We start from the raw sequence: 26,662 nt of genomic DNA on the forward strand, positions 1-26,662 counted from the left end.
GCCATCCGGGAACACTCCTTCCAAGGCATCGCACGCTCCTTTAACGGTCGTGCGACGATCATAAAAGGTGTTACCTATGTCCCTAGACAACTGTTACCTATGTCCCTGTGCCATACACCCCTGCCCACCCTACCTTCAAACGACTTTTCTGGCGCCAGTTTTCGGCGACGCGCTTTCCGCCATGCCTTCCAGGTTGTTGCGCAGCCAGCGGTGCGCTGGGCTGCGGCCGTCGCGTTCGTGCCAGAGCATGTCGAGGTGCACGGCCGGCAGCTGGAAGGGCAGTTCGCGCCACACCAGCGCATCGGTCATGCCGGTCGAGACCATCAGGTGCTTCGGCAGCACCGTGATCAGGTCCGAATTCGCCACGACCCGCCCCGCCGTAAAGAACTGGTTCACCGTCAGCAGGATGCGGCGTTCGCGCCCGATCTGGGCCAGCGCTTCGTCCACCAGGCCGTGCGCGCGGCCGGAAAAGCTCACCAGGAGGTGATTCGCCTTGCAGTAGGTGTCGAGGTCGAGCTTTTCCTTGGCCAGCGGGTGATCCTTGCGCATCACGCACACATACACGCCGGAGTACAGGCGCTCGTGGCGAATCGGCGAGCCGGTTTCATAGGACAGCTGGGCCGCCACGCCCGGGAAGAAGCCGACCGCCAGGTCGATATCGCCGCGCAGCAGCATCGGCCGCGGTTCGCGCGTGGTCAGGGGCACCATGCGGATGTTCACGCCCGGCGCTTCGCGCTCGATCGACCGCATCAGTGAAGGCAGCCACAGGGCGGCGGTGGCGTCGGCCATCGCCATCCGGAAGGTCGCCTGCGCCTTGGATACGTCGAAGGTTTCCGGCATCACGGCCGCTTCCAGCGCGGCCAGGGCCTGGCGCACGGCCGGCCACAGGGCTTCGGCGCGCGGCGTCGGCTTGACGCCGTAGGCGGTGCGGATCAGGAGTTCATCCCCGAGGCTTTCGCGCAGGCGCTTGATGGCGTTCGAGACCGCCGGCTGGGTCATCGCAAGGTGCCCGGCGGCGCGGGTCAGGTTTTGCTCGGTCATGACTGCGTCGAAAACGCGCAGCAGGTTGAGGTCAAGCGTCAGGAAGCTCATGGGAACTTATTGATGGCAATACAGGAAGTACTTCCAGTGTACCTCAAGTATTCACAGAATGCATAAGCCTCATCAGTGAACAGAATTAGATTTATATGTTGCATCGCACTATATTGTCCGCAACTGAACAATTTGCACCTTATATCCGCCTCATGTCCGCTTCCTTGACCCTACTCCAGACCGCCGTTGCAGCCGTTCCTGTCGGCCAGGTCTTTCGTGCCGCCACCGGCCTTGCGCTGCTGGGCGGCGTCGCCATGTTTTTCCGTCCGCTGCTTGTCGGTATTGGCCGCGCAGCCGTGCTGACCCTGCGTCCGCGTCCGCCAAAGGCGAATCTGGCAAAGCGCGCCTGATCCCTTCTTTCTCCATTTGAACGCGGCCTCCGATACGGACGCCGCGTTTTTTTTCGTCCGTCTTCCGGCCTCATCCGTTTCTGATTCTGCCTCTGGCGCCACAGGTTGGCGCAGCAACTTGGTGACTCTTCGTCACCGGGGTTTTCGCGTTCGGTTGATTTAACAAAGTTCACGAAAAGTCGACATGCTGCGATCGGGAGAAAGATGGCAATTCAAGAATAGACAGTGATTTTATGGAAGATAGCGGTAAATTGAGAGGATAAGCTGAATGATGGCGTTGTTGTTGAGTTTGCCGGAATCGTTGCAGGAAAACATGCTATGAGCATATCGTTGCGTGCAATTGTTGTTATGAACAGAGCATATTGATGCGTAATAGCTACGGTTCCATACAATTCACATTGTATCGCCGCTGGAAATCGAGTATTGGTTGCATCTCGGGCGCGGACAGCCCTGCCCCTGTTTTAACGGGCATGCAGGCAGGTGCGTAGTCGACGAATGCGGTCGCAGTTGTGCCTTTGGCCGAGTCTGTAATAAAGGAGAAAATTCAGGCGAGCGTGTACACCCGCCACGTGGCGGAGCTACAAAAATCGAGGAGGGAAAGAAAAAGCCGGCAGATGAGCCGGCTTTGGGATCAGGCGTCCGCCTTGGCGGCGGTGAGGCGTTCGTATTTCGCCTGTAGTTGTTCAGGCGTTTCGCGCCACTCAGGGTTCAGCGGAATGCACGCGACCGGGCACAGCACCGCGCAGGTCGGTTCGTCGAAATGGCCGACGCACTCGGTGCACTTGCTCGGTTCAATCTGGTAGAACTCGGCGCCCATCGAAATGGCGTCGTTCGGGCATTCGGGCTCGCAGACGTCGCAGTTGATGCAATCGTCGGTAATCATCAGTGCCATGGTGGTACTCGTTCCTTGCTTCAGGCCGCCGGTGCGGCTTTCATCGATGCGATCTTGGTTTGCAGCCAGCGGTCCACCGATGGGAAGACGAATTTCGAGACGTCGCCGCCCAGCATCGCGATCTCGCGCACGATGGTACCGGAGATGAACTGGTATTGGTCGGATGGGGTCAGGAACAGGGTCTCGACATCGGGAAGCAGGTAGCGGTTCATGCCCGCCATCTGGAACTCGTATTCGAAGTCGGACACGGCGCGCAGGCCGCGCACGATCACGCGGGCATCGTGCTTGCGCACGAAATCCTTCAGCAGGCCGGAAAAGCTTTCCACCTGCACGTTCGGATAATGGCCGAGCACTTCATTGGCGATTTCCAGGCGCTCTTCGAGCGAGAAGAAGGGCTTCTTGTTCTTGCTGTCGGCCACGCCGACCACCAGGCGGTCGAACAGGCCCGAGGCACGGCGCACTAAGTCTTCGTGGCCACGCGTGAGCGGATCGAAAGTACCTGGATATACGGCTACAACCATTGCGGCTCCCTTGGAAAAATCCACGCTGTCAGAACGCGCATTATGCCTGAAAATCTGGCACTTGCCCCAGGCTGGGGCGGTCTTTGCCCAATCCTTGTGCAGTTTTTGTCGTCAGCCGGCCTGGCTGTTCAACTTCAGCAGGTAGTAATAGACCATGCCGGCCTTGTCTGCGCGGATGGCATCCCAGCCGGCCAGCCAGTCGGGCACCTCGCCCTCTTCCAGCGGCAGCGTTTCGCCGGTCTCCGCATACACGAGGCCGCCTTCGTTCAGGATGGCCGGGCACAGCGGCAGGATCTGGGTGAGCAAGCCCAGCTGGTAGGGCGGATCGAGGAAGATCACGTCGAAGCGCTGGCCGCGCGCGGCGAGGTCTTTCACCAGCGCCAGCGCATCGGTGCGCAGCACCTTGACGTTGGTGGCTTTGAGCCTGTCGCGGTTGGCCTCGAGCTGGCGTGCCGCCGGGCCATGGTTGTCCACCATCGTCACCGATGCCGCGCCGCGGCTGGCCGCCTCGAAGCCGAGCGCGCCCGAGCCGGCAAACAGGTCGAGGAAGCTGGCGCCATCCAGGTCGCCGCCGAGCTGGTGCCGGATCCAGTTGAACACGGTCTCGCGCACGCGGTCCGGCGTCGGGCGCAGGCCTTCGGCGTCGAGGACCGGCAGCAGCGCGCGTTTCCAGGCGCCGCCGATGATGCGCACCTGGCGCGGCGCCATGCGCGGGGACCCGTGGGGTTTGGAGTGAGTGGACTTCTTTTGCATGGGCGGCACTATAGCATTGCGCCGCCCTGCCCGCCCTGCGTCAGCCTGGCTATTTACCCGCCGCCAGGGCCTGGAAATCGTTGATCCAGCCCTGCATGCGCTCCTGCGCGTGCTTCTTCTGCGCCGGGGTGGCAATGCGGATCGCGGTCAGGATGAACCTGGTGGTCTGGTCGACGCCGGTGTCGTAGAAGGCCTTGCGCTCGGGCGATTCAATGCGGCTGAAGAGGTCGCGCTGCATCGCCTTGATCTGGGCCGCGGCCTGCTCGCGGTTCGGTTTCTCTTGCTGGAACTTGCGCAGCAGGGTCAGGATGCGGCGCTGGCGCCACATGCGTTCTTCCAGCCAGACCTCGTTGTCGAGCGGCCTGGCGTCCATGTTCTTGCGCAGGGTCTCCTCCTGCTCGCTGTTGAAATTACCGAACCACAGCTCGAGCTGGTCCATCGCCTTCTTGAAGCGGGCACGCTTGCGCTTTTCGACGCTGCCGTCTATAAATTTCCGGCGATATTCTGCATTTTTTGAATTGAATTTGCTCTCGATATCGGCGATCTGGTCCGGTTTGATGGACAGTGCAAGGGTCGTCATCTCCGGCACGGCGTGGGCCGCCAGGCGTTCGCCACGGACGCGGATTTCCTTGTAGACGCCGATCAGGTCGGCCTGGGTCGGATTGCCGGCGAGCTGGCGCTGCATGTTGCCCAGCAGGGCAGCGTAGTCGCGCAGCTGGGTCTGGCGGTGCCACTGGAACAGCTTGTCGATGTCGCGTTTGGCGAGGTCGGCCTGGTCGCCTTCCAGGTCGGCATAGGAATCCAACCACCAATACAGTAAGGTGTCGCCCTGGTTATATGTAAAGCGTACCGAGCTGCAGCCGGCGACGAGCGCGAACAGCGCGATCAGGCACAGCGCAACGGTGCGCTGGAATAACTGGTGTGGCATGCTAGAATTTTTCATATTATCAACTTTTTAGGACAGCTTTATGAACGTTGTCATCCTCGCCGCCGGCATGGGAAAGCGCATGCAGTCCGCGCTGCCGAAAGTCTTGCATCCATTGGCGGGGAAACCGCTGTTGCGGCACGTCATCGATACCGCCCGCAGCTTGTCGTTGAGTAAATTATGCGTGATTTACGGGCATGGAGGCGCAGCGGTGCCCGAGATGCTTGCCACGCTGAGCGCCGAAACCGGGGTGACGATCGAGACCGCGCTGCAGCAGCCGCAGCTCGGTACCGGCCACGCGGTGATGCAGGCGGTGCCGCAGCTGGATGACAGCGTGCCGACCCTGGTGCTGTACGGCGACGTGCCGCTCACCAGCGCCGCCTCGCTCGGCCGCCTGGTCGAGGCCGCCGGCAAGGACAAGCTCGCCATCCTGACGGTCGAGCAGGAAAATCCCTTCGGCCTGGGCCGCATCGTGCGCGAGAACGGCAGCATCGTGCGCATCGTCGAAGAAAAAGACGCGACCGAAGCCGAACGTGCGATCCGCGAGATCAACAGCGGCATCATGTGCATTCCGACTGCCCACCTCAAGCGCTGGCTGGAATCGCTGTCCAACAACAATGCCCAGGGCGAGTACTACCTGACCGATATCGTGGCCCAGGCCGTCGCGGACGGCGTGCCGGTGGTGTCGGCCCACCCGTCGGCCGAATGGGAAGTGGCCGGCGTCAACAGCAAGGTGCAACTCGCCGAGCTCGAGCGCCGTCACCAGCTGAACATCGCCAATGCCCTGCTGGAAAAAGGCGTGACCCTGATGGATCCTGCCCGTATCGACGTGCGCGGCGAGCTGGTCTGCGGACGCGATGTCGTGATCGACGTCGGCTGCGTGTTCGAAGGCCGGGTCGAACTGCTTGATGGCGTCACGGTCGGACCGCACTGCGTGCTGGTGAATGCACGCATCGGCGCCGGGGCCAACATCAAGCCCTTCTGCCACATCGAGGATGCCGTGGTCGGCGACAAGTCGCAGATCGGCCCCTACGCGCGCCTGCGCCCGGGTACCGAGCTGGGCGAAGACGTCCATGTGGGTAACTTCGTCGAGATCAAGAACAGCCAGGTTGCCGCGCACAGCAAGGCCAACCACCTGGCCTATGTGGGCGACGCCACCGTCGGTTCGCGCGTGAACATCGGCGCCGGGACCATCACCTGCAACTACGACGGCGCGAATAAATTCCGCACGGTGATCGAGGACGACGCCTTCATCGGCAGCGACAGCCAGCTGGTGGCGCCGGTGACCGTGGGCAAGGGTGCGACCCTGGGCGCGGGCACGACCCTCACCAAGAACGCGCCGGCCGGCAAGCTGACCATCTCGCGGCCGAAGCAGTTGACCGTGGAAGGTTGGTCGCGTCCGGTGAAAACCAAGAAGTAGTCCACCGGGTATCTACAGGCTAGTCACAGGAAAAGCACAGGGTAATCACAGGCTTATCCTGTGCTTGCCGCAGTGCTCATCCACAAACTTATCCACAAGCGCTCACACCGTGATACGCGTGTCGAACTTGGCACGGTGGGTGGAAAAATAGGCTTTCACGTTGCGTACATTGGCGTGGGCGGTGAACAGGCGGTGCGCCAGGGCGTGGTAGGCCGGCATGTCCGCCACCTGCACGATCAGCACGAAGTCCGGGCCCGGGCTGACGCGGTAGCACTGCAGGACCGCGGTCTCGGCCGCCACCAGGGCTTCGAACTCGTCCATGCGCTCGGCCGCCTGCACGTCGAGCGTGATCTCGACGATGGCGCTCAGACGGGCCCCGACCTTGCCCGGGTCGACGATGGCCACCTGGCGTTCGATGACGCCGGCGTCGGTGAGCTGTTTCACCCGGCGCAAGCAGGTCGGCGGCGAGACATGTACAAGTTCAGCCAATTCGGCATTCGTATGCGATGCATCAGCCTGCAATGCATTGAGGATGCGACGATCTAGCTCGTCAAGAAGTGGTTGATGTGACATCGAGTGAAATAAAAAGTAAGAATTTGGCTGTGAATGAAAGAATATTTCATCGCTATGGACGTATGAAATAATCTGTCAAATATACGTGAATTCTGAAAGCTTATTTCATTTGAGTTGCTCTAGGATAGGTTTAATTGCAAATCATTAAACGAGGTCAAACATGTGCGGTATCGTCGGTGCAGTCGCCAAGCGCAACATCACTCCAGTCCTGATCGAGGGCTTGAAGCGCCTTGAATACCGTGGCTACGACTCCTGCGGCGTCGCGGTCCACCTGGACGGCAAGCTGACCCGTGCACGCAGCACCTCGCGCGTGGCCGAGCTCGAAGACCAGGTGCGCGACGCCCACCTGGACGGCTTCACCGGCATTGCCCACACCCGCTGGGCCACCCACGGCGCACCGGCTTCGCACAACGCCCACCCGCACTTCTCGCCAAGTGAAGACAATGCCCGCATCGCACTTGTCCACAACGGCATCATCGAGAACCACGACGAGCTGCGCGCCGAGCTGAAAGGCCTGGGCTACGAATTCACCAGCCAGACCGATACCGAAGTCATCGCCCACCTGGTCGACCACATGTACAGCGGCGACCTGTTCGACACCGTCCAGCAGGCGGTCAAGCGCCTGCACGGCGCCTACGCCATCGCCGTGTTCTCGCGCGAAGAACCGCACCGCGTGGTCGCCGCCCGCCAGGGTTCGCCGCTGATCGTCGGCGTGGGCGAGAGCGAGAACTTCGTCGCCTCGGACGCCATGGCGCTGGCCGGCACCACCAACCAGATCATCTACCTGGAAGAAGGCGACGTGGTCGACCTGCAGCTGGCGCGCTACTGGATCGTCGACAGCGAAGGACGTTCGGTCGAGCGTGAAGTGAAGACCGTGCACGCCCACACCGGCGCGGCCGAGCTGGGCCCTTACCGCCACTACATGCAGAAGGAAATCTTCGAGCAGCCGCGCGTCATCGGCGACACCCTGGAGGGTGTGACCGGCATCATGCCGGAACTGTTCGGCGACGGCGCCTATGGCGTGTTCAAGGAAATCGACCGCGTGCTGATCCTGGCCTGCGGCACCAGCTATTACGCCGGCCTGACCGCGAAGTACTGGATCGAATCCATCGCCAAGGTCCCCGTCAACGTCGAGATCGCCAGCGAATACCGTTACCGCGACAGCGTGCCGCATCCGCAGACCCTGGTGGTCACCATCTCGCAGAGCGGCGAGACCGCCGACACCCTGGCCGCGCTGAAGCATGCGCGCAGCCTCGGCATGCCGCACACGCTGACCATCTGCAATGTGTCCACCAGCGCCATGGTGCGCGAGTGCAAGCTGGCCTATATCACCCGCGCCGGCGTCGAAGTGGGAGTGGCTTCGACCAAGGCCTTCACCACCCAGCTGGCCGCGCTGTTCCTGCTGACCCTGACCTTGGCGCAAGTCAACGGCCGCCTGACCGACGAAGAAGAAGCGAACCACCTGAAGATGATGCGCCACCTGCCGGTCGCGCTGTCCTCGGTGCTGGCGCTGGAGCCGCAGATCATCGCCTGGGCCGAGGAATTCGCGCGCAAGGAAAACGCGCTGTTCCTCGGTCGCGGCATGCACTACCCGATCGCCCTCGAAGGTGCGCTCAAATTGAAAGAGATCTCGTACATCCACGCGGAAGCCTATCCGGCGGGCGAACTGAAGCATGGCCCGCTGGCGCTGGTGACCGAAGAGATGCCGGTGGTCACGATCGCCCCGAACGATGCGCTGCTGGAAAAGCTGAAGTCGAACATGCAGGAAGTGCGTGCGCGTGGCGGCCAGCTCTTCGTGTTTGCCGACGTCGACTCGCGCATCACCTCGGGTGACGGCGTGCACGTGATCCGCCTGCCGGAGCACTATGGCGACCTGTCGCCGATTTTGCACGTCGCGGCACTGCAGCTGCTGGCGTATCACACGGCGCTGGCGCGGGGGACGGATGTGGACAAGCCGCGTAATTTGGCGAAATCGGTGACGGTGGAGTAAAGCCGCATCGGCCCCCCCGGCGAGGGGGCTGAACGACATCCGGGCCCAAGGTCGATCGTGCCGACAGTTCAGGCGGAGAGCCCGCCCGATTGCGTGACGCACCAACCGGCGCCGTCAGGCCAGCATCTCCAGCGCGAGAGCGATACCCTGACCGCCGCCGATGCATAAGGTCACCACGCCACGTTTCAGCCCGTCTCGCCGCATCGAGTGCAGCAAGCGGGTAGTGAGCACGGCGCCGCTGGCTCCGATCGGGTGACCGTGCGCGATGGCGCCGCCCTCGACGTTGACGCGCTCCTCTGGAAAGCCCAGTTCACGCAAGCAGGCCAGGGTGATGGCAGCGAAGGCCTCGTTGATCTCGACCCGGTCGACCTGGTCGATGCGCCAGTCGGCACGCTGCAAGGCTTGACGCACGGCCGGAACCGGACCCAGTCCGAACATGCCCGGCTCCACCGCGCCAATGCCGTACGAAACCAGCCGCGCCAGCGGCGTCACACGCATGCGTTCGGCCCACTGCCGCTCGGCGACGATCATCGCGGCAGCCCCGGAGTTCAGTCCGGGCGCACTGCCGGCGGTAATGCTGCCATCCTTACGGAACGCCGGCTTGAGCTTGGCGAGCGACTCGGCCGTGGTATCGGGCCGGTTGTGCTCATCCTTGTCGAACAGGATGGGGCCTTTGCGGCCTGGCACCTCGACTGCGGCAATCTCGTCCACAAAACGGCCGGCCTCCTGCGCGGCGGCAAAGCGCTGCTGCGAGCGCAGCGCCCACCGATCCTGGTCCTCGCGCGACAGGTTCGCCTTCCGCACCAGGTCTTCCGTATGCCAGCCGGAATGCTGTCCCGAGAAAGCATCGTTCAAGCCGTCATACAGCATGCTGTCGAATAGGGTGACATCGCCCATGCGTGCCCCCCACCGGCCCTGTGCCAGCAGATAGGGCGCCCGGTCCATGTTTTCCATTCCGCCGGCGATGGCGCAATCGATCATGCCGGCCCAGACTTCCAGTGCCGCGCTCACCACGCCTTGCGCGCCGGAACCGCAGACGCGGTTGACGGTCAACGCCGGCACCTCGACCGGCAGGCCGGCGGCAATGCCGGCCTGGCGCGCCGGGTTCATCTTGACGCCGGCCTGGATCACGTTGCCCATCACCAGCGCCTGGACCTTGTCTGTGGGCAGTCCCGCGCGCGCCAGGACGGCGCGGATGGCCGTCGCACCCAGCTCGGGCGCGGGAACTTCTTTCAGACTGCCGCCGTAGGTACCGATGGCGGTACGAACGGGATGACAGATGACGACTTCTCTAGGATTCATGACATATCTCCTTGGATCGTTTTGATACCGAATACATGGGTGTGTGGCACGCCGGCGCGCGCATCAGGTACGCGTACCTTGTTCCGCCAGGGTGGCGTGCTCGGGCCGCATAGTGGGCCGGGTTAATTGCTCCAACCTGGCGATGCCCACCGGCTCTTCGGCCAGCAAGGGCACCACCGCATAGCGGCGCGCATGCTGCGTGGCCACCGCCGTGATGTGGGCATGCTCGTTGAGGGCGCGCTGGCGCAATAGTGGCGAGCGTAGACTCGCTGCGCTCAAGCTGTTGTTGATAATCCATGCCCACGGTTCAATACCTGCGCGGCGCAGGTCTGCCTGCAAGCCGGCGGCCTCCAGCACCGGCGTGGTCTCGGCAAGGGTCACGATGAGCACCTTGGTTTGCGCCGGATCCTGTAGCTGCATCATGGGCGTGGTGAAGTGGACTTGAGTACCCGTCATCTGGCGCTTCACCTCCCTGTGATATGCGCCGGTTGCGTCCAGCAGCAACAGGGTATGGCCGGTGGGGGCCGTGTCCATCACCACGAACTTCCGGCTGGCCTCCCGTATCGCACGCGAGAAGGCCTGAAAAACGGCAATCTCCTCGGTGCAGGGCGAGCGCAGATCCTCGGCCAGCAGTGCCCGCCCGCCCGCATCGAGTTTCTTGCCCCTGGCCTCCATGATTTCTCTTCGATATCGCTCCGTCTCCACCCGTGGGTCGATGCGGCTGACGCTCAGTTGCGCCAGCGAGCCGCTGAGCGTTTCGGCCAGGTGAGCGGCAGGATCGGACGTGGTTAGAAGAACTGGATGGCCTCGCTCGGCCAGCGCCACCGCGATGGCAGCGGCAATGGTTGTCTTGCCCACGCCACCCTTTCCCATCAACATAATCAGACCATGCCCGTTCTCGGCAAGCTCATCTACCAGCACCGATAGTGCTGGCATGGCGATGGTGGACATCGGCGCCAGCGCCGACGACTCGATGCAGTGATCGGCCCGCAGCAGCCGGCGCAAGGCGTCCAGGCCGACCAGGTTGAACGGCATGAGCGGAATCCGGTCTTGCGGAAGCGCCCGCAGTCCCGCGGGCAGCGCCGCCAAGGCCTTCTGCTCGCGTTGCACGATGGCTGCTGCCAGCGGGTCGGATGCGGCTTCGCTCTCGGGCATCACGCCGTTAATGACGAGGTATTGTTGTGTCAGGCCGAGGGCGGCCAGCTCATCGTGCGTGCGGGCTGCTTCGCGCAGGGTCGTGTCTTGAGCCAGCGCCACCAGGATCAAGCGACTGCGCGTCGCATCGGTCAGCGCGCTTACGGCCGCGTGATAGCGGTCGCGCTGCTTGTCGAGTCCGGCGAGCGGCCCCAGGCAGGAGGCATCGCCCTGGCCATGCTGCAAAAATGCATCCCATGCACCGGGCAATTGCAACAAGCGAATGGTGTGCCCGGTGGGCGCCGTATCGAACACGATATGGTCGTAGTCCTGGCGCAGCTGGTCGTCGGTGAGCAAGGCGGTAAATTCGTCGAACGCGGCGATCTCGGTGGTGCAGGCACCCGAGAGTTGTTCCTCCATGGATTTGACGACCGCATCTGGCAGGACGTGGCGCACTGGTCCGACGATTCTGTCGCGATACAACTGGACGGCAGCCTGAGGATCGATCTCCATGGCACTGAGACCGGGAACCGCGGGGATGGGCGTCACCCGGTTGCCGATCAGGATATCGAACACCTGACCTATGTTGGAGGCCGGATCGGTACTGACCAACAAGACGCGCCGGCCCTGGTCCGCCAGCAGCACGGCATGGGCGCAGGCTAGCGAGGTTTTTCCTACGCCCCCTTTGCCCGTAAAAAACATGAACGAGGGAGGATGGTCGAGAAAATGCAAGGTGCGCAGCACGTCAGGATTCCTCAGCAGGTTTTCCGCTGTCGTAGCAGGGTCGGCACGCATGGTGGTGGCAACACGAGGCAGGTGGGAACCGATGCGATTGTCATTACCTGTTCCCGTCGCAAAAACAATGCACCTGAACTGGCCAGAGAACAAGCACAAAACGATGTCCCTACATTTTTTTGCAAGTAGTTTGATCTCGTGCAGATTAGTGCGAAAACGCCCTCACATTTATTTGGCCACTATCATCGCCATTGACGACGCGACCGGGTCGTTTTTGTTGATGACATGTTCTCGAGCGTACAGAAACCAAATAGTTTCATGCCTAACATGTTTTAAAATTGACAACACCAGGCGCCGCGCTTGACGCGGCTTCTGGCGGGTTGACTGGAATTTGCCAACAAAGCATCTACGCTACAGGTACCGGGCACGTCGTCGCGCCTGCCTGGATAGCACCGTGTCGGGAGCGTTGTGCTTCCGCATGTTAAGCTGCATAACTATGACAAGGGCAGGACCATGAACGCGCTAGTGAAAACCGGCATCGCCGGACTCGACGAGGTACTGCACGGCGGGATTCCCCGCAATAACAACCTGATCGTGGAAGGGCCGCCCGGCTCGGGCAAGACCACGCTTGGGCTCGGCTTCATCTACCACGGTGCCCTCGAATGTGACGAGCCAGGCGCCATCGTGTCCTTCGAACTGGATCCCGCCAAGCTGCTGCGCGACGCCGCCGGCTTCAACTGGGACCTGCAGGGCATGATCGACCAGGGCAAGATCAAGATCATCCAGACCAGCCCCGCCGTCCTGCTCAGCGAGTTCCGCAGCGAGGATGGCGCCTTCGCCGCGTCGCTCATCGAGATGGGCGCCAAGCGCCTGCTGATCGACGGCCTGACCCCGCTGCGCCTGTTTGCGGAAGTCAACGACATTCCCTTCCGGGAAGATGTCCACCTGCTGATCGAGGGCCTGACCCGCCTGGGCGTGACCACCATGGTCACGGCCGAGCGCGACGACAGCATGAGCGGCGTGACGGCGCACGAGCGCTTCGTCTTCGACACCATCATCTCGCTCACGCGCGAGGAGTCGCGGCGGCGCGCCACCCGCCGCCTGACTGTGACCAAGTCGCGCGGCCAGGACTTTATCGGCGGCAGCCACACCATGCGCATCGAGCCGGAGGTGGGCGTGCACGTGTACCGCCGCGCCCAGTCGCGTCCGGTCTCCTCGCCCGAGCAGCCGACCTCGGAAGAGCGCCTGTCGACCGGTTCGCCGGCCATCGACAAGATGATGGACGGCGGCATCTACAAAGGCTCGGTGACCTTGGTGAGCGGCATTTCCGGTACCGGCAAGACCGTGTTGAGCGTCCAGTTCCTGACCAATGCCATCGCCTCCGGGCGCAAGGGACTGTTGGTGAGCCTGGACGAGCACCCGCGCCAGCTGATCCGCAATGCCAAGTCGCTCGGCTTCGACCTGCAAGCGCTGATCGACGAGGGCAAGCTGTTCGTCCATTACGAGTCGCCGCTCGAACTGGAACTGGACGTGCACTTCGATCGCATCGTCAAGCTGGTCGAAGAGCATCAGATCGAGTGCGTCGTGTTCGACTCGATTGCCGTCTATGAAATGACCAGCCGCAATGAGGTCGCCGACTACCTGTACGCGCTGGCGAGTTTCTTCAAGAACCGCCTGGCAACGACCCTGTTCAACTACGAGAGTCCGGAACTGCTGGGTGTGTCGCAGATCAGCGAGGAACTCAAGGGCTCGCATCTGGTCGACAACATCATCCTGCTCAACTACGTGGAGATTTCCACCGTGCTCAGGCGGGCGCTGGCGGTGCCGAAGGTACGCGGCAGCCGCAACCGGCAGGTGACGCGCGAATACACGATCGGCGTGGGCGGACTATTGCTGCTGGACGAAAGCAACAGCGATACCCCGGCCGTGCCGCAGCTGCCGTTCTCGTCCTACTACGGCCTGCTGTCGCGCTCGCCATCGCGCCAGAGCCCGGCAGTCGAGGAAGCCCTGGCCAATGGCCAGCCGCTGCCCGACTCGGCGCGTCTTCCGGCTGAACCCAAGCAGTGATCAAGGTAGAACTGCCGAACAACCCGCCAGTCGACTGGGACGACTGGCACAAGCCGCTACGGCAGTTCACCGAGGCGACCGGCCTCGTCACGTCGGCCTACGACACCGCGGGCGTGCGCCGCATCGGTCCCCTGGCCGGCTCGCGCCTGGCCAAGCTGCTGGCGGAGCGCTCGCGCCTGTGGGCCGAGGACGGTCCGGGCACCGGGCTCGAGCGACGCCTGGTGCAGCGTGTATGTGATCAGGGCAGCGCTGCGTCGGAACAGTTCGAGGGTTTTCGCGTCTGTTCCCAGCCCTTGCTGCTGCGTGGTCAGGTCTACGGGGTGCTGGTGTTCGGCTGGCGCTTTGCCGACTTCAGCTCGCCGCTGGCCTGCGAGCGCATCGCCAAGCAGATCGGTCTGCCCGGCCACCTGCTGTGGAACGAGGCGCGCCTCGATGCGCCGGTGTCCGACCAGCGCATGAGTACCTACGCGGCCCTGCTTGGAACGCTGTCGAGTACGCTCGACCGCCAGCGGGAAACCATCGACGACCTGACCCGGGTCAATCGCTCGCGTGAGCTGTTCCTGGCCACGGTGTCGCACGAAATGCGTACGCCGCTGTCGGCGTTATCGATGCGCATCGAACTGATGCTGCGCACGATTCCCGATTTGCCCCCGGCCGCGGTGAGCGGACTCGAAGCGATGCGCGTGCACGTGCGCCAGGAAGCCGGCATGGTCGACGACCTGATCGACGCGGCACGCACCCTCACCGGGCAGATGTCGATCACGCGTGCGCCCGCGGTGCTGGGCCAGATCCTGCGTGACGCCATCTCGACGGTGGAAACCCATGCCCACGCCAAGCGGATCCGGATGCAGGTCACCCCGAGCGACTACGGCGACCACATCCGTTTCGAGGCCGATGGACAGCGCCTGCAGCAGGTGGTCTGGAACCTGCTGATCAATGCCGTGAAATTCACCCCGCCCGACGGCGTCATCCGCATCGGGATCCGGCGCCTCGACGGCATGGTCGAGATCGACATCACCGACTCCGGCCAGGGTATCGAAGCGGACGAATTGCCCCACGTATTCGGCGCGTTCAAACTGCAGCAGCACGATAACGCCACCGGCCTGGGGCTGGGCCTGTATATCGCGCGCCGTATCGTCGAATTGCATGGCGGTACACTCAGCGCCAGCAGCCAAGGCCGCGGCCAGGGAGCGACCTTCGCTATCCGCTTGCCTGTCTGATCAAAATTGTAACAATCTGTGTATCTCTTCCGTTCTCTCGACTGAATGCGTTGCGCTGACGGGAGATCGGCTTTTAATGTTGAGCCTGCCTCGCTTGTAGAGTGAATCGCGGTGATATCGCCATCCGCGAAGTTGCACTAAAGACTTTTAACCTTAGGCAAGTGCGTGCATTTTTGCCAGATCTGTACGCTTCCTGCAGGCGCACGGAAGCCGGAATTCGGTTGACTTCCCAATTGAACAAACTTATCTTAATTTCATCGCTGAGCAGCCAAAAGCAGTGCTCGTTTGATAATTTTCAATTCTTGCGGTGACGTGGAGAGGCACTGTGACTTCTCCCGGGAAAGCGTTTGCGCGACGTTCAATAACACCCTGTTGCCGCCTTTGATGAACCCGATGGCCGGGCCGCCGCCTCCTGGTGGAACCTGGCACTGACGCTCGCCGCGTCGTGCCGTCTGGCCGGTCCAATGGAGGACGCATGAATGTCTTAATGGTAGGTGCAGGCAATGCAGGATGCGCGCTCGGCGCGATCCTGGCACAGGATGGGCACCGGGTCGCCTTGCTGAAAACCTCGCACTCGCTGCACGACCAGAATTTCGAGACCGTGCGCGAGACCCGCACAATCAAGCTGATCAGCAATCCCAAAGGCGGCGAAACCAGCACCGCGTCGATCGCACTGGCCACCCGCGACGTCGAGGAAGCCTTCGCGGTCACGCCGGACGTCATCTACATCACCACCCAGACCCAATGCCATGCCGAGATCGCCGCGCTGATCGGCCCCTACCTGAAGGCGCACCAGCTGGTGCTGCTGGCGCCCGGCTATATGGGCTCCTGCTACTTCCTGCCCTACCAGCAAAACGAAGGCTTCCTGCTGGCGGAAGGTGAAAGCCTGCCCTATGACGCGCGCATCGTCGAGCCGGGCGTCGTCAATGTACTGTTTCGCAACACGCGCAATGCCCTGGCCTTCCTGCCGCGCGAGCGCGCCGCCGAAGGGCTGGAACGCGCCGCCCGTTTGTTCCCGACCTATGTCGCGACGCGCAGCAACGTGGTCGAGTCCGCGATGCACAATCCGAACCTGATCGTGCATACCATCGGCACCCTGCTGTCGGCCAGCCGCATCGAACATTCGGAAGGCGAATTCTGGATGTACCGCGAAGCTTTCACGCCCTCGGTGCTGAATCTGCTGTACAAGCTCGATGCCGAAAAGAACGCGGTCATCGCAGCCACCGGCGGCAAGCCCTCGCCTTATTTTGACGAATGCAAGTTCCGCAACGAAGAAGACCTGTCCCAGCCTTCGATCTCCGTGTTCCGCCGCTATGCGCGCGAGGGCGGGCCGAAGGGTCCGGCAACGCTGCAAACGCGCTTCATCACCGAAGACGTACCGATGGGCCTGGCGCTGCTGTCCTCCATCGGCCGCCTGATGGGCGTGCCGACGCCGACTGCCGACGCGCTGACCGTCATCGCCAGCGGCTTGCTGGACCGCGATTTCGGGGCGGAAGCACGGACCCTGGAAAAGCTCGGCCTCGGCGACAAGTCGCCTGACGAGTTCAAGCGCGTGCTGAACGGGTGAGGCCATGACGATCCACGACCTGCTTGCCAAACCCTATTACGCCTGGCGCCGCTATATTCCGAGCCGGGTGCTGTACCACCCCGACTTCTTCAGCGTGCAGGACATGCTGTCGCAGGACCGGTCCGCCGTTGCTGCGCAGGCCCGGCAGCGTCTGCGCACGATCCTGGTCCACGCACTGGAACACGTGCCGCATTACGGCCGCACGGTCAAACTGAGCGTCGAGGAGGCAAAGAACGAGCCCGTGCACGAGGTGCTGGCCGCCTTCCCCTACCTGTCGAAAGAAGAAGTGATGTCGCAACAGCGCGACTTCCTCGACCGCCGGCTCGATCCGGAAAAGCTGATGTATGCGACCAGCGGCGGCTCGTCCGGTCAAGGCATCGGCCTGTGGCGCACCAAGCGCCTGGCCGACATCGAAAAAGCCTTTTTCACGCACGAATGGGGCAAGCTCGGCTTTTCCTTCGACAAGTCGCGCATCCTGCGCATCGGCGCCGATGCCCGCCGCCTGGTGCACGAAGAACCTGTGCGCGTGGTCGGCAATCGCCTGATGCTGTCGCCCTATCACGTGCACGGACAGCACAAGGCGGCCATCATCGAGGCCATCCAGCGCTTCCAGCCCGAATACGTGCATGGCTACCCAAGTTCCGTGACGGCGCTGGCCGAGCTGGTCGACGCCAGCGAGCTCGACGTGCAGGTCAAGGCGGTGCTGCTGGCGTCCGAACCGGCGACGCCGGCCCAGCTCGCATCGATCCGCCGGCTGTTCCGCTCGCCGGTGTCGCTGAACTACGGATTATCGGAGCGCACCAACCTGGCTTTCCTGCAGATGGACGACAACGGTACCTCGGACTACCAGTTCCAGCCGCTGTATGGCTGGAACGAAAACCGCATGGACGGCGACCGTCCGGAAATCGTCGGCACTTCGCTGTGGAACGACGTCATGCCGCTGATCCGCTACCGGACCAACGACTACGGCCTGATCGATGCGGAGGGGCGTTGTGCGGGCATCGATGGCCGCGGTCACGAATACCTGGTCGACCGCAGCGGCAAGCGTATTCCGGGGCTGTCGATCGTCATCGACGAGGTGACCTGGGATTTCGTGCGCCTGTACCAGGTGCGCCAAAAGAAGGCAGGTGAGATTACGCTGGCGGTGGTGCCGCGCCACGGCAGCCTGAACGACGAACAGCGCGCTTTCGTGCTGGACGCCCAGCAGCGCCGCTGGGGCGGTTTCTTCGACATCTCGCTGCAGGAAGAAAACGATATTCCGCTGGCGCCGAATGGCAAGCGCAAGCTGGTGGTGAATTCGCTGAACGTCTGACCCAAGGTGCTTCCCCGGCGGTTCATGCCGGGGGACGTACCAGGGCTGCGCTGCGGAGCACCGGGTCTTCATTGCTGATGCAGAGGATCGGCGCGCCGCGCTCGAGTGCGTAGTGCCTTGCCAGCGCAAGGCTCGTCATGTAGGGCACGGCGCCGCAGCTTCCACTGCCGAGACCGATGCGAACGATGTCGTCCGCTGCATCGACCTGCGGCAGCGTCGGCGCGCTCAGGCCCATCAGTTCGAGCACGCGGTTGGCGCGGTGCGCGGTGTCGGAAACGACCATCGCGATTTGCGACAGCTCGATGGCGCTGGCCTTGCCGAGCTGCGTTGCCATGTCCACCAGCAGCGTGGAATCGACCCGACGTGCATCGTCGGCAGAACTGTCGCGGCGGCGTTCGTCGACAAGTCCTAATAAAGTGAACTCGGCACCGGAGGCTTGCGCCTGTCCCAGGTCAGTCAAGAGCAGCCCCGCAGCGCCCTCGCCCGGGATCTGGCCTCGCGCCTGTGCCGACGAGGTAAACAGCATCCCACCCGCTGCCAACTGGTCGACGCTTTCCTGGCCGATCAGGGAAGCGCAGGCAAGGACGAGCGCCACCACCGTGGTGCTGTTTGGCGACGCTGGAGGCATCAGCTGTGCAAGCGTGGCGGTGGGGGTCGCAGCATCATGTTCTATCGCGTCTGGTATCGCGATACTGGCATCTGGCCAGCCATACAGGCTGACAGTGTGCTTGAGCCACATCGTGACGGCACGCCGGACTTCCACGGTCCAGTCATGCGGCAGCAGCAGCCGGAGTTGCAGCACTGGCGGCGGTCCTTCGACAGGTAAGAGCTCGCCAGCCGCCTGACTGGCGAGTTCGCTCACCACACCGGTCGCCAGTGTCAGCGCGCGCCATTGTTCTTCGCTGAAGCGCTGCTGTAGTCCCTGGCTGGACAGCCATTGCGCGATCTCGTCCTGCAGCGCTTCATTGAGCGCATCGTCGCTGCGTGCGGTCATCACCGGGAAGCCGTTGTCATCGACTAGCTCCTCGTCGAGGTCGGCACGCGCAGCGTTGTCCTCGATGGCGCTGGCGAGTTCCTCGACTGATGTGCCGTGCGGTGAGTGCAGCGCCGTTCCTACGATTGCCAGCACCGGTGTAATTGTGGCCGTTTCTGTTCGCGGTGTGGACGTGGCAGGCTTGGAGGTACTGGCGGGAAGGGATGCGGCACGGGCGATTATCGCTTTGTGGCTACCCCAAAAGGCTGCCAGCATACCCAGGGGCAAAATAAGTAGTGACAGTACCAAGTCGCCTGTTCCCGGTTGGTGATCGGTGATATGCCAATAACCGATGACGATCGTCCAGCAGACGATAAAAGTGGTGATGACGATCGCGCCAATGGTGAGCCATTCCCTGATCTGGCGGGGTGGTGTCGCTGTGGTGGAAGTCACGGTCGTGGATGTCATGTTCGTCGCTCAGAGTTTGTCGATGGTGGCCTGCTGTCCTGCGATCAGGACGGCGCCGCATGCGGTTTTGTCGCCGTGGCGCGCTGCTGGTTTGCCGTCGATGATCAGGGTGGAGTCACCGCTGATGATCGGGTTGGAGCCGTGCTTTGGGCAGACGGTTTTGTCGCCGATGCGGGCGATGCCTTTGCCGCCGGTGTCGCTGTGAGGGGAGGCTTCGATGACGGAGCCTCCGTGGGACGTCTTGTCGCCGAGAGTGATCAGTGGACCAGCCATTTCTTCTCCTATAGCTGCGCTGTTTTTTGGGTAGTTCCGATAACACGCTATTTAGTCCTGAGTGCCATCCCGCTGCCATATGGTTTTCCCATAGGCTGAGCCCAATTCAGGGAATGAATCCCCAACTTTGAAATGCCGACGCGAGCCAGGTAATGCCGGCGTGAAATAAAAACCACTGAGGTCGCAAATTTCGCCGGATTCAAAGCGTCGTTGGAGGGCAGCTGGCTGGTCCGGCTCGGTATCGATTTGTTCAAACTCCCCTTCTACCAGCTCCACGTAACACCACTTTGAAGGTGCTGAGGTGAAGGCGTTTCGTGCCACTAAACTGGGAGCTAGCACTGGAGTATGGGATTTGGCAAAATAGGAATCGCCGAGTAGTTCAGGCGCATCCGGGTTCTTCTGAACGAATTTAAGCATCGCATCTCCGTCCACCCATAGCTTCGATCTGCCGACAGTGGCCAACGCTCGCTTACCTAGATCATTGAAGATCGAACACTCCCGAAGCTTTCCAATTTCGTTACCGTCCCAGGCGAACTGAAGTGAGCCGTCAGGATGGTCCGTAGAGATATATACGCCGGTTTTTGGTGGTACTTTTCCAGTTTCAGCAATTATATTTTCCTGGATTTTAAGTTTTGGAAAATTAGCGAATTGAGATGCGTGGCTCATCCATGTTACGGTAAGTCCGAAATCAGTCCAGCGTCCAGCTCGATCAAAAGTATTCAATGTCTTATCAATGTACATTGCGTAAAGCACAGTTGATTCAAGCATTTCATCAAATTTCTTTTGCTCCGTAGATGTCATCCATTGCAGCGAGAACTCCTGCATTCCACGTGCACACTGGTTCGCACCAGTAATGCTAAAAATGTTCGATTGTCTATTCGCCATATCTTTTGTTACAGAAAGGCCGAAGTCTGCCAGAAATGACCAAGCATTATTAGACCAATTTTCGCTCGTATCTCGATCCCCCCAACGCTCATCACGTAGGAACCGATCTCTGCCGTCGATACGACTCTTATCTAATACTGAGTCGGCATAATCTTGAAGTTGATGTACACGTTCGTAGAGTCCTTTCAAATAGTCGAAAGACGCGAAATGGTAAAGCAAGGCAGCTTGTTTTTTATGATATAAGCTTAAAGTCATCGTTGAGGTCATATAAATTCCAGAAGTGGTTGTTGATTTATCGATTCAACGATGTGAATTGGCCGGGTAGAGCGGGAATGCCGATTTTGTCCATCAGGCCCACACCGTTAAAATCGGTATATCCCCAGCCGGTTTCAAACGGACCGCGAATATTAGGATGATTTATCTTTTCACGAATTTCCAAATATTGTGCCTTCTCAGGGTCTGTAAGCTTATAGTAATCAGCTTGGCTGATCGATTCACGCGTGATGTTTTTTGCGGTTGCGCTTTTCTTATAGAAGCGCATGGTGTCATTGCGTAAATCTGCCCTGTCCAGTTTAAAGACTATCTGTTCCCACCCACCTTCTAAATGCCTGTCGCTAACTCCTGGTTTTGTCTGGCTCGAGGCCTCACCCCGCCATACTTTTAACGTCTCTCCAGGCTTCACATCGTAGACAACAAACTGCCCATTGACGTTCCAGTCCGGCCACACGGCTAGATATTTTCGCCAAGCGGCCCTTGGGTCAGGCGAATTCTGTATGTCGTTGAATACTTTCTCGCTGATCCAGCAGTCGCTCATTGCACGGCTATTTGGAGATAAAATTCGAATAAGCCGTGCAGGCCCTTTGATTTCAGCAGTGGCGAGTTTGTGAAATGATTCAACATTCGTGGCGGTCAACGGTGGCCAGCCATCCTTGACAGCATCTTCAACAAGTTGCTTAGAATCCTCATAGTAGGCGCTTGGCCAACGCTTATTCATGTCGTTGTTGAGCCAATTTGGACATGCATTTGGCCGCTGCATTAAGGTTACTGCAGTTGCCTCCGGCAACGCACCACGGTAATGAATATTTTTCAGATTAACGATCGCGCGTCTGCTTAGGGCTGCTTCCCCTTCTATCCGCAAAATAATTTTGTCGAATATCGCATCGATAGTCAGGCTTACCTTGGCTATCCCCTCGTTTGCTTTAGAGCGTACCCACAGAACCTGTTCAAGCGCTTGGTTCGCACGCTTTCCAACCACGGGGATATCTTCGACTTTAAGAACTAGTTGACGGAGCGTGCCAATAGATGAATCAAAGGCCTTTAACAGCTCTGCGGAATTTACTTTCGACCTTACTGTTTTTAGTTCTTTCGCGAGCCAGTTAAACACTTCATCGATTTTGTGGTTGCGTAGATATTTTTGAAACGCTTGCCTGCGCAGCAGCGTTATAACCCACGTCAGCGCCCCATCCACGGCTGTAGCAACTGCGTTTCCACCCGCGCGACGTACAAAAGCAAAGAACACTTTCAGTACGCCTTTGACGAAAGATCCCAAGAAGGGAATAAGGCCAATCAATGTCAAGGCAAGCGCCACCCAAGCCCAGGTATCGGATGCGTCCTGCCGCAGTTTTTTGCAATTTGCGATCAAGTCACGTACGTCACAGATCTGATCCACAAGCGGGATCATCGAGATCGCTGCGTCGACGACAATTTGTCCAGTCGAGCGGTTGTCATTGAAGTCGCCCTGCACCGCTTGCCAAAACCACTCCCATGGATTCGAACTAACTTCCTCTTCGGTAGGTTGTTGATTCGTTGTCCATGCAAGTGCGTTGCGCATCTGCGTCGGATTTATCTCGGACATGCATCACTCCAGCAAGGACAGGCGATGAGAATCACCCAAGCAGCTTCTGCAAGGGATCGTGCGGCTTTTCTTCCTTCGGCTTTCGCGGCTTGTAGACGACCTTTTTTACCGGCTTGTTGTCGACATTCTCATGACGCGCTTTTCCATCGTGGTCCAGCGTCCCTGTCAGGACTGGCCCCTTGTCGAAATGGATTTCGTACTCCACTTCCGGAATACCTTCCCCAGCCTGTGCGTCGAGGTAGTTAAGTGAGATGAAGTTGCTTGCCTCTGCGCTTAGCTCGCCCGGCAAGTTCTGCAGGTTGGCAGTCTGGCGACCGCCTTTATCAAACACATGCTGCCCCCCCTTCACCGAAAACGTCCCCGGACACGCAAACGTAATATCCCCACCCTCCAGCGTGATCGACGACTCCCCCGCCTGCAGCACGATCTTTTCCTTCGCCTTGATCTCGATGCAGTCGTTCACCGAAATCACCGTAATCTCCTTGTCCGCCAGGATTTCCAGCCCATCGGTATGCGCCTGCAGTGACACCGGCCCATTCGCCGCGATCGCCTGGATGCCGCCTGAATGCGTAAACAAGCTGGTCGCCTCGCCGGATACGGACGAAAACGTATGCCCCGCCGTCATGTGCAGATCCGACTGCGTGGTCCAGTGCAGGTGCTTGCCTGCATAGAGCACGGTCGATGCCGGCGTCGCCCAGTTGATGCTGGCGGCCGAATCCATCAGCACGATGGGTGACCCGAACTTTTCCACAGGCTGCGACGAATCCAGCTCACGCGAACCCGGCTTCGCCTTGAGTGCCGCCTGCCCATTCACCGAGCCCTCGTACTTCCCTTTCGCCTCCGGATCGATCCGCTCGATGAACGCTTCTTGCGCCTTCAATGCGTCCTTGCTGAACAAGGCCTGCTGCTGCGACGCCGCTTCCCCGAGCCTGGCCGACAATTCGGCAGCGCTCCTGAACTGCGCCACCGCCTCCGCCACATCCATCTGCGTCGAGCTGACGCTGGCTCCCTGCGCAGGCCGCGCACGTGTCGACAGCAGCACACCTTCCCCACCGCGGATCACCGCCCAGGCATCGGTGCGCAGCTCGAAACCACTGCCGCGATAAGCGCCGCGCTGCGACGTACCCGGCTCCTGATGAATCAAGTACCCAAGATTGAGCTGGGTCGCCCCGGTACTTGTCGCCAGCCGCGTGCGCAGCTGCCCGGTCGTGTCGTCGATCTGCCACTGGTTGTAGCCGCTGCCGTCGAAGTTACGGGTGTGGATGCCGGACAGGACCCCCGCATGGTTGGCGCCCGAATCCACGCCAGCCGGGAACGGCGGCAGGTCCGCTCCGTTGTACAGCTGCGCCACGATGACTGGCCGGTCGATATCACCTTCGATGAAGTCGACCAGCACCTCGGTGCCGATGCGCGGCGTGAACACCGTCCCCCAGTTCGGCCCCGCCAGCGCCTCAGCCACGCGCACCCACGTGCCGGACGTCTCATTGCCCGGTGCGCAGCCTCGGTCATCGGTGTTGTGCGCCATGCCGCCCGCATTCGGACGTGCACCGCGCTGCCAGGCGAATTGCACCCGCACCTGGTGATCGCGGTTAGTGGTCGACACGGCATCCGCCAGGCCGACCACCAGGGCGCACTGCGGCCCCGGCGCCGTGGTCCGGTGCGGCGCTGCCGTCAAGCGTGGTACCAGTGGCACGACCTCGCGTACGCAGCAGAACACGTTGCGATACGTGCCATCTTCGACACCGGACAAAACAGCTCCCGCGATCCCGGTCTGGAAGTTGTTGCGTCCCTCGTGCCGCACCGACAGCAGCTTGAAGACGTTGTCACCTTCGGGATAACGCTCGTGCTGGGTCAAGGTAAACGCATGTCCGGCCGCCAGCCTGCGCACCGCGCCGCTGCCCTCGAATACTTTGTTCTCCAGTTCGAGCGCCTGCAGCATCAGCTCACTGTGCGTATCGGCTGCACTGCGTTCGGTCGCAATCCGTTCACCGCTGCCATCGTAGACATGCAGCGGCGGCAGCTCCCCCGCATCCAGGTGGCTGGCCTGCTCGTAGGCGGGCGCCAGCAGCTGCGCCGGGTCCCAGCTGCTGATCGTGACGGTATTCGCCTGCACACTGCGGCGCGCCCGGAAGCCGTCGATCGCATCATCAAGCTCGGTCGCGCGCACGCCATGGAAGCGGATGACTTCTCCGCCCGGCGTGGACGGCGCCACGGCCCTGCTGTCGAACACCACCAGCCGGTGCTTCGCCTGTCCATGCCCGCTGTCGTCGGCATCTCCCGCCTGCGCGTGCTCGAAGCGCCAATTCAGTCCTTCCGACGCCAGCAGGCGCGTGAAGAACGCCAGGTCGCTTTCGCGGTATTGCGTGCAGATAGCGCGCGCCAGCAGTTCCTGCGTGATGTCGAAGTCAAAACGGACCTGTGGATAATCCGCGAGTAATTCACAGACGATCTCGCGGACGTTCTTGTCCTGGAAGATGTAGCTGTCCCGCCGCAGCGCCAGCATGGACAGCGCCGGTTCCAGATGCAGGCGGTAGCGCGCCGCGCCACCATCCGCCCCCAGCCACGCAGCCGCCGTGCACAGGCCGTGCCACATGCGCCGCGTACCGTCCGGCTGCAGCAGGCCGATGCTGAGTTCTTCGCCGAGAAACAGCGCCAGGTCGAGATCGGTCGAGGTGCTGAGTGCATCGACGTCGAAGGCGAACAGTTCGTTGACGGCCTCTACCCCAGTAAACCCTTCGGCGACCAGCGATTCGGGCAGGCCGCTATCCTGGGCCGTGGCCAGCGTGATGAGCCGCGCATGCTGGCTCAGCCCCGTACCGAACACGCCCAGGGCGGCGCCAAGTGCAGCAAATTCGCCTGCAAAGTCGGGCTTCATGCGGCCACGGCCAGCAGCTCCAGCCGCAGTTCCTTCATGCCGGCCGGGACGTAGATCGAGATCGACTGCGCCTTGAGCATGCGCTCGTACATCGGTCCCTTGGCTTCAAGGACGAAGTAGCAGGTCTCGGGGCGCACCGGCACTGCAGCCGGCAGCTGCGGCGCATACTGCAGCCGCACGCCAGGAAGCGCCGACAGCACGAATTTCTCGACGTCGTCGGGTGCACCGACCTTGAAGCGCAGCGGCACCACGTCCACCAGCTCCACCGCGGGAATGGCGGCGGACACCGCGATATAGAACGTGGTGCGCTCGTCGATCTTGTCCGAGTCGAGCGCGCCGAGGTGATAGGACGGCCGCACCTCGCTGAGCGCGATCGCGAAGTACTTTGAGGAGATCACCGTGTCCAGCAGCTCGCGGATGATCGCGTGCAGCTTGGCGAAGCCCGGCCCCGGATCGTTGTGCTGGTAGGGCGGCAGGTCGGAAAGAAGCCAGCTTTTCGAAAACGTCATCAGGCCGCCGGCGACGTCAAGCAAGCGCTCGTACAGGCGCTCCGGGTGCAGGCTCGGATGGCTGAAGTGGTGGGTCAGCGTCGCATAGGCCGAACTGGCGGTGTGCAGCAGCCAGAACGAGGACATGTCGCCCGAGCGGAACTCCACCACGTTGCGGCTCGGCTCGCGCTGGTGGCCGTACAGGGCGGCGGTCTTGGCCTGCAGCGCATCCAGCAGGCGGCGCAGCTGCTGGAACAGCACCGGCGCCGCGCCCACCGACAACGTCGGCGGCACGAAGCTCTCGTCCATCTCGAAGCCGCCGGTGGAGGCGCGCCGCAGCCGCAGCAGCGGGAAGTGGATGTAGGAGTCGCGCGGCTCGGCTTCCGATACCAGCCGCACCGCCTTTTTCAGGTAGGCCAGCTGCACCGGTGCGGCCTGCGTGTACAGGTCGGGGGCCTCCAGGTTCGCCTGCACGAAGCGCGCGGTGTTGCTGGCCTGCCCAGGCGGCGTGAAGTTGCCGGTGAATGGTTTCATGCCGGGCAAGGCGATGTAATAGGTGATGGCCTGCGTCGACGGCGGCAGCAGGCTCAGGTCCACGGATTCCGGCAGCGCGTCGATTTCCGGCGCGTCGACCAGCTCGCCATCCTGGAAGCGCACCGTCAGCGTCGTCAAGCGCAGCATGCTGTTGACCAGCGCTTCGCGATCGACCTGCAGGCTGTCGACACCCCAGGCATACGGGTGCACTGCCTTGATGCTCTTGTGGAGACACTGCTCGTGGTAGTGATCTTGCCGCTGGAAGTGTTGTGGACGCAATAACAGGCCTTCGCCCCAAAGGACTTTGCTGGTCATGTTCTGCCTTTGCTGAAGTTTTTCTAAAATTTCGCGGAACCTATCCCGAGAAACCATAACAACCGGAAAGGGTTGCCCATGTGAAGTTGATCAAACGTTGGCACTGCGTGGCATGGCAACATCGAATTTCGTTTTTTGCCAAC

The 26,662-nt window shown here is 61.4% G+C and carries 21 protein-coding genes; 7 read left to right on the plus strand and 14 right to left on the minus strand.

What is annotated here, in order from left to right; translation table 11 throughout:
* Positions 1 to 135 precede the first annotated feature (135 nt).
* A complete protein-coding gene (locus AC56LU_RS12965) occupies positions 136 to 1,092 on the minus strand; it encodes a LysR family transcriptional regulator (RefSeq protein ID WP_159699361.1) in 957 nt (318 codons plus the stop codon).
* Positions 1,093 to 1,187: 95 nt separating this feature from the next.
* Here AC56LU_RS12965 and AC56LU_RS12970 point away from each other — a divergent pair, with 95 nt between their 5' ends.
* Positions 1,188 to 1,442, plus strand: a complete 255-nt coding sequence (locus tag AC56LU_RS12970) for a hypothetical protein (RefSeq protein ID WP_497176021.1) — start codon at positions 1,188 to 1,190, stop codon at positions 1,440 to 1,442.
* 631 nt (positions 1,443 to 2,073) lie between these two features.
* Here AC56LU_RS12970 and AC56LU_RS12975 read toward each other — a convergent pair.
* The 4 genes from AC56LU_RS12975 to AC56LU_RS12990 form a co-directional block, all read right to left on the minus strand.
* A complete protein-coding gene (locus AC56LU_RS12975; RefSeq protein ID WP_497176022.1) occupies positions 2,074 to 2,334 on the minus strand; it encodes a YfhL family 4Fe-4S dicluster ferredoxin in 261 nt (86 codons plus the stop codon).
* Between the two features lie 20 nt (positions 2,335 to 2,354).
* Positions 2,355 to 2,855, minus strand: a complete 501-nt coding sequence (gene coaD, locus AC56LU_RS12980) for a pantetheine-phosphate adenylyltransferase (RefSeq protein ID WP_497176023.1) — start codon at positions 2,853 to 2,855, stop codon at positions 2,355 to 2,357.
* 111 nt (positions 2,856 to 2,966) lie between these two features.
* Complete coding sequence (gene rsmD, locus AC56LU_RS12985) at positions 2,967 to 3,608, minus strand: 16S rRNA (guanine(966)-N(2))-methyltransferase RsmD (protein WP_497176024.1); 642 nt, start codon at positions 3,606 to 3,608, stop codon at positions 2,967 to 2,969.
* 49 nt (positions 3,609 to 3,657) lie between these two features.
* The gene (locus tag AC56LU_RS12990) at positions 3,658 to 4,536 is read right to left on the minus strand and encodes a DUF6279 family lipoprotein (protein WP_497176025.1); all 879 of its coding nucleotides are present in this window, start codon (positions 4,534 to 4,536) and stop codon (positions 3,658 to 3,660) included.
* A gap of 40 nt (positions 4,537 to 4,576) precedes the next feature.
* Here AC56LU_RS12990 and glmU point away from each other — a divergent pair, with 40 nt between their 5' ends.
* Complete coding sequence (gene glmU / locus AC56LU_RS12995) at positions 4,577 to 5,953, plus strand: bifunctional UDP-N-acetylglucosamine diphosphorylase/glucosamine-1-phosphate N-acetyltransferase GlmU (RefSeq protein WP_497176026.1); 1,377 nt, start codon at positions 4,577 to 4,579, stop codon at positions 5,951 to 5,953.
* A 102-nt stretch (positions 5,954 to 6,055) separates the two neighbouring features.
* On the opposite strand, the gene AC56LU_RS13000 is transcribed toward glmU, so the two are convergent.
* The gene (locus tag AC56LU_RS13000) at positions 6,056 to 6,526 is read right to left on the minus strand and encodes an Lrp/AsnC family transcriptional regulator (protein WP_497176027.1); all 471 of its coding nucleotides are present in this window, start codon (positions 6,524 to 6,526) and stop codon (positions 6,056 to 6,058) included.
* Positions 6,527 to 6,686: 160 nt separating this feature from the next.
* Between AC56LU_RS13000 and glmS the strand changes: the two genes are divergently transcribed.
* Complete coding sequence (gene glmS, locus AC56LU_RS13005; RefSeq protein ID WP_497176028.1) at positions 6,687 to 8,516, plus strand: glutamine--fructose-6-phosphate transaminase (isomerizing); 1,830 nt, start codon at positions 6,687 to 6,689, stop codon at positions 8,514 to 8,516.
* A 114-nt stretch (positions 8,517 to 8,630) separates the two neighbouring features.
* On the opposite strand, the gene AC56LU_RS13010 is transcribed toward glmS, so the two are convergent.
* Positions 8,631 to 9,818 carry a thiolase family protein gene (locus AC56LU_RS13010; protein WP_497176029.1) on the minus strand — a complete coding sequence of 396 codons (1,188 nt, stop codon included), beginning with the start codon at positions 9,816 to 9,818 and terminating at the stop codon, positions 8,631 to 8,633.
* Positions 9,819 to 9,881: 63 nt separating this feature from the next.
* Positions 9,882 to 11,684 carry an arsenical pump-driving ATPase gene (arsA, locus tag AC56LU_RS13015; RefSeq protein WP_497176264.1) on the minus strand — a complete coding sequence of 601 codons (1,803 nt, stop codon included), beginning with the start codon at positions 11,682 to 11,684 and terminating at the stop codon, positions 9,882 to 9,884.
* Positions 11,685 to 12,200: 516 nt separating this feature from the next.
* Here arsA and AC56LU_RS13020 point away from each other — a divergent pair.
* From AC56LU_RS13020 to AC56LU_RS13035, 4 genes are all read left to right on the plus strand, one after another.
* Positions 12,201 to 13,754 carry an ATPase domain-containing protein gene (locus tag AC56LU_RS13020; RefSeq protein ID WP_497176030.1) on the plus strand — a complete coding sequence of 518 codons (1,554 nt, stop codon included), beginning with the start codon at positions 12,201 to 12,203 and terminating at the stop codon, positions 13,752 to 13,754.
* Positions 13,751 to 14,974, plus strand: a complete 1,224-nt coding sequence (locus AC56LU_RS13025) for a sensor histidine kinase (protein ID WP_497176031.1) — start codon at positions 13,751 to 13,753, stop codon at positions 14,972 to 14,974. Before AC56LU_RS13020 ends, AC56LU_RS13025 begins: the two co-directional genes overlap by 4 nt.
* 475 nt (positions 14,975 to 15,449) lie before the next feature.
* On the plus strand, positions 15,450 to 16,541 hold the full coding sequence (locus tag AC56LU_RS13030) for an NAD/NADP octopine/nopaline dehydrogenase family protein (RefSeq protein ID WP_497176032.1): 1,092 nt from the start codon (positions 15,450 to 15,452) through the stop codon (positions 16,539 to 16,541).
* Between the two features lie 4 nt (positions 16,542 to 16,545).
* Complete coding sequence (locus AC56LU_RS13035) at positions 16,546 to 17,853, plus strand: phenylacetate--CoA ligase family protein (protein ID WP_497176033.1); 1,308 nt, start codon at positions 16,546 to 16,548, stop codon at positions 17,851 to 17,853.
* A gap of 22 nt (positions 17,854 to 17,875) precedes the next feature.
* On the opposite strand, the gene AC56LU_RS13040 is transcribed toward AC56LU_RS13035, so the two are convergent.
* Genes AC56LU_RS13040 through tssK form a run of 6 tightly spaced genes read right to left on the minus strand, consistent with a single transcriptional unit; the run spans position 17,876 to position 26,519 of the window.
* The gene (locus tag AC56LU_RS13040; protein ID WP_497176034.1) at positions 17,876 to 19,294 is read right to left on the minus strand and encodes a hypothetical protein; all 1,419 of its coding nucleotides are present in this window, start codon (positions 19,292 to 19,294) and stop codon (positions 17,876 to 17,878) included.
* A gap of 9 nt (positions 19,295 to 19,303) precedes the next feature.
* Positions 19,304 to 19,567, minus strand: coding sequence for a PAAR domain-containing protein (locus AC56LU_RS13045; protein ID WP_497176035.1), 264 nt, complete (start codon positions 19,565 to 19,567; stop codon positions 19,304 to 19,306).
* Positions 19,568 to 19,618: 51 nt separating this feature from the next.
* A complete protein-coding gene (locus tag AC56LU_RS13050; RefSeq protein WP_497176036.1) occupies positions 19,619 to 20,719 on the minus strand; it encodes a hypothetical protein in 1,101 nt (366 codons plus the stop codon).
* Between the two features lie 25 nt (positions 20,720 to 20,744).
* Positions 20,745 to 22,307: a hypothetical protein gene (locus AC56LU_RS13055; protein ID WP_497176037.1), complete on the minus strand. Its 1,563-nt coding sequence runs from the start codon at positions 22,305 to 22,307 to the stop codon at positions 20,745 to 20,747.
* Between the two features lie 31 nt (positions 22,308 to 22,338).
* On the minus strand, positions 22,339 to 25,182 hold the full coding sequence (locus AC56LU_RS13060) for a type VI secretion system Vgr family protein (protein WP_497176038.1): 2,844 nt from the start codon (positions 25,180 to 25,182) through the stop codon (positions 22,339 to 22,341).
* A complete protein-coding gene (gene tssK / locus AC56LU_RS13065) occupies positions 25,179 to 26,519 on the minus strand; it encodes a type VI secretion system baseplate subunit TssK (protein ID WP_497176039.1) in 1,341 nt (446 codons plus the stop codon). The genes AC56LU_RS13060 and tssK overlap by 4 nt, the downstream gene beginning before the upstream one ends.
* Positions 26,520 to 26,662 lie beyond the last annotated feature (143 nt).

The organism is Telluria sp. PB2R4 (genome assembly GCF_059685695.1).